This window comes from Nocardiopsis sp. TNDT3, assembly GCF_003427465.1.
GTDB lineage: Bacteria > Actinomycetota > Actinomycetes > Streptosporangiales > Streptosporangiaceae > Nocardiopsis > Nocardiopsis dassonvillei.
The window spans coordinates 1-2,901 of sequence record NZ_QPFC01001229.1 but is presented as its reverse complement, the minus strand read 5'-3'; the positions used below and the strand labels follow the sequence as shown (position 1 = coordinate 2,901).

Annotated in this window: 3 protein-coding genes; all 3 read left to right on the top strand. The window is 70.5% G+C overall.

The window, feature by feature from the left end:
* Positions 1-267: 267 nt before the first annotated feature.
* Positions 268-1,020, top strand: a complete 753-nt coding sequence (locus tag DQW06_RS26215; protein WP_013151439.1) for an MBL fold metallo-hydrolase — start codon at positions 268-270, stop codon at positions 1,018-1,020.
* A 79-nt stretch (positions 1,021-1,099) separates the two neighbouring features.
* The gene (rph, locus tag DQW06_RS26210) at positions 1,100-1,819 is read left to right on the top strand and encodes a ribonuclease PH (RefSeq protein ID WP_013151440.1); all 720 of its coding nucleotides are present in this window, start codon (positions 1,100-1,102) and stop codon (positions 1,817-1,819) included.
* 56 nt (positions 1,820-1,875) lie between these two features.
* Positions 1,876-2,481: an RdgB/HAM1 family non-canonical purine NTP pyrophosphatase gene (gene rdgB, locus DQW06_RS26205; protein ID WP_019611460.1), complete on the top strand. Its 606-nt coding sequence runs from the start codon at positions 1,876-1,878 to the stop codon at positions 2,479-2,481.
* The last annotated feature ends 420 nt before the right edge of the window (positions 2,482-2,901 follow it).

Sequence of the window (2,901 nt, the reverse complement as noted above, 5' to 3'; positions counted from 1 at the left end):
CCTTCGGGTGCCGGCCTCCGCGCCGTTCTGAACACCGGGGAAACACGCCCCGAACAAACAAGACATACGTCGTCAAGCGGTGTGAAAAATTCACACGTGATCGAGGTCGCGTGAGACGCGGGCCACATTTTGTACCACCCGGGCGGGCATTGGGGTACACCCGTAACAACGGGACATCCGCAGAACCAGCCGCCATCCGCACTCCGCACAGTCTCTCGGCGGGAGTGCCACGGACGCCGCGCGGCCCATCGAGAAGGCGACGACGACGTGCGACTCACGATTATCGGGTCCTCGGGGAGCTTCCCCGGGCCGGACAGCCCGGCTTCCTCCTACATGCTCGAAGCGGACGGCTACCGCCTCCTGCTCGACATGGGCAACGGCGCGCTCGGAACTCTCCAGCGGCACGTCGACATCTACTCCGTCGACGCCGTCTACCTGAGCCACCTGCACGCAGACCACTGCTTCGACCTGTGCTCGTACTGGGTGGCCAGGGCGTACCACCCGGGCGGCGCCAAGCCCCGCATCCCGGTCTACGGGCCCGGCGGGGTGGCCCGGCGGATGGCCGAGGCCTACGGTCTGGAACCCGACCCGGGTATGACCGAGGTGTTCGAGTTCCACGAACTCTCCCCCGGGCCGTTCCGGATCGGCCCCTTCCAGGCCCGTGTCGACCACGTCAACCACCCGGTGGAGGCCTTCGGTATCCGCCTGGAGCACGGCGGCGCGTCCATGGCCTACTCCGGTGACACCGGGGTGTGCGACTCCCTGGTGGACCTGGCCGCCGACACCGACCTGTTCCTGTGCGAGGCCGCCTTCCAGGACCACCTCGACCACCCCAAGGACATGCACCTGACGGGCAGCGAGGCGGGAGAGCACGCCAGCCGGGCCCGCGCCCGCAGCCTGCTGCTGACCCACCTGGTGCCGTGGAACGACGACGACGTCACCCTCACCGAGGCGCGCTCCACCTACGACGGGCCCATCGGCCTGGCCCGCAGCGGCCAGGTGCACGAAGTCGGCGGCTGACCGGGGACGGGGCCGGGGCAGGCCGCGCGGTTGCGCACTCCAGCACCGCGGGGCACTCCACGGATATACGCTCTTGTCCATGGCCCGACCTGACGGACGCGTTCCGACCCAACTCCGCCCTGTGACCATCACCCGCAACTGGCTCCGCCACGCGGAAGGCTCCGTACTCGTCGAGTTCGGGGACACCCGCGTGCTGTGCGCCGCCAGCGTCGAGGACGGCGTCCCGCGCTGGCGCCGGGGCACCGGCGAGGGGTGGGTCACCGCCGAGTACGCGATGCTGCCCCGCTCCACCGACACCCGGGGCTCCCGAGAGTCGGTCCGCGGCAAGATCGGCGGCCGCACCCACGAGATCTCCCGCCTGGTCGGCCGCTCCCTGCGCGCCGTCGTGGACTTCAAGGCGATGGGCGAGCACACCATCACGCTGGACTGCGACGTGCTCCAGGCCGACGGAGGCACCCGCACCGCCGCGATCACCGGCGCGTACGTGGCGCTGGCCGACGCGATGAAGTGGCTGCGCAAGCGCCGCAAGCTCAAGAACAACCCGCTGACGGGCTCCCTGGCCGCGGTCAGCGTCGGCGTGGTCCAGGGCCAGCCCCGGCTGGACCTGAACTACCTGGAGGACTCGGTCGCCGACACCGACATGAACGTCGTCATCACCGGCGACGGCAAGTTCATCGAGGTGCAGGGCACCGCCGAGGGCGCCCCCTTCGACCGGGACCTGCTCAACCAGCTGCTCGACCTCGCGGTCTCCGGCTGCGGGGAACTGACCGCGATCCAGAAGAAGGCACTGTCGGAGTGACCGCCACCCCACGGGCCCATGCCCGTACCGGCGGTGCGCCCCGGGGAGGGGGAACCGTGAAGATCGTCCTGGCCACGCGCAACGCCAAGAAGGTCCCGGAGATGCGGGCCATCCTGGCCGACGCCGGGGTGGAAGCGGAGGTGCTCTCCCTCGACGCCTTCCCGGACGCACCGGAGGTGCCCGAGACCGAGGCGTCCTTCCTGGGCAACGCGCTGCTCAAGGCTCGGGCCATCGCCGCGCACACCGGGCTGCCCGCCGTCGCCGACGACTCCGGCATCGCCGTGGACGAACTGCGCGGGATGCCCGGAGTGCTGTCCGCGCGCTGGGCGGGCCGCTTCGGCGCGGGCGACCAGGACCGGGCCAACCTGGACCTGGTCCTGGACCAGATGGCCGACACCCCGGCCGAGCGCAGGGGCGCCGCGTTCGTGTGCGCGGCGGTGCTGGTGATGCCGGACGGGACCGAGGCGGTCGCCGAGGGCGTGCTGCGCGGCCGCCTGGTGCGCGAGCGCCGCGGGGAGAACGGCTTCGGGTACGACCCGGTGTTCGTCCCCGAGGGGGAGAGCCGCACCACGGCGGAGCTGTCCCCGGAGGAGAAGAACGCGATCAGCCACCGGGGGATCGCCTTCCGCAAGCTCGCCCGGGAGCTGGCGGACATCCTCTGAGGTCCCGGACGTGTTCCGGGGGCCGCGTCGGTCCCCGTCCCCGGGGCGGTCTCGCCCCGGGGACAGAAAATCCCGTCCTCCCATGTTTGGCCCCGCGGGACCCGGGAAGGGTCTGTGTCAGACGACAAGCAAGCCGACGAACGACCAGGCCCCGGACTGGAGTCCCCTCCGAGTCCAGGCGGATTTGACGCCGCCGCTGAGGTTGCCTAAACTCGATCGGGTCGCTGCGGGACGGCGAGACACCCCACGGGGTCGACTCGGAACCGGACCGCTGTCCTGACCTCCTCTCCAAGCTTCGATGGTTCGAGCACGCGCTCGGAGCGTGTAGGCTCGGGGAGTTGCCTCGAAAGAGGAACTGGTCTTCTTGGTCCGGTGCAATTTCGCAAAAACCGCCGATTTGGCGGGGCGCGGAACACCTGA

What these genes read in the sequence shown, in the direction of transcription:
- rph (WP_013151440.1), top strand. Translation starts at nt 1,100, where the DNA reads ATGGCCCGACCTGACGGACGCGTTCCGACCCAACTCCGCCCTGTGACC.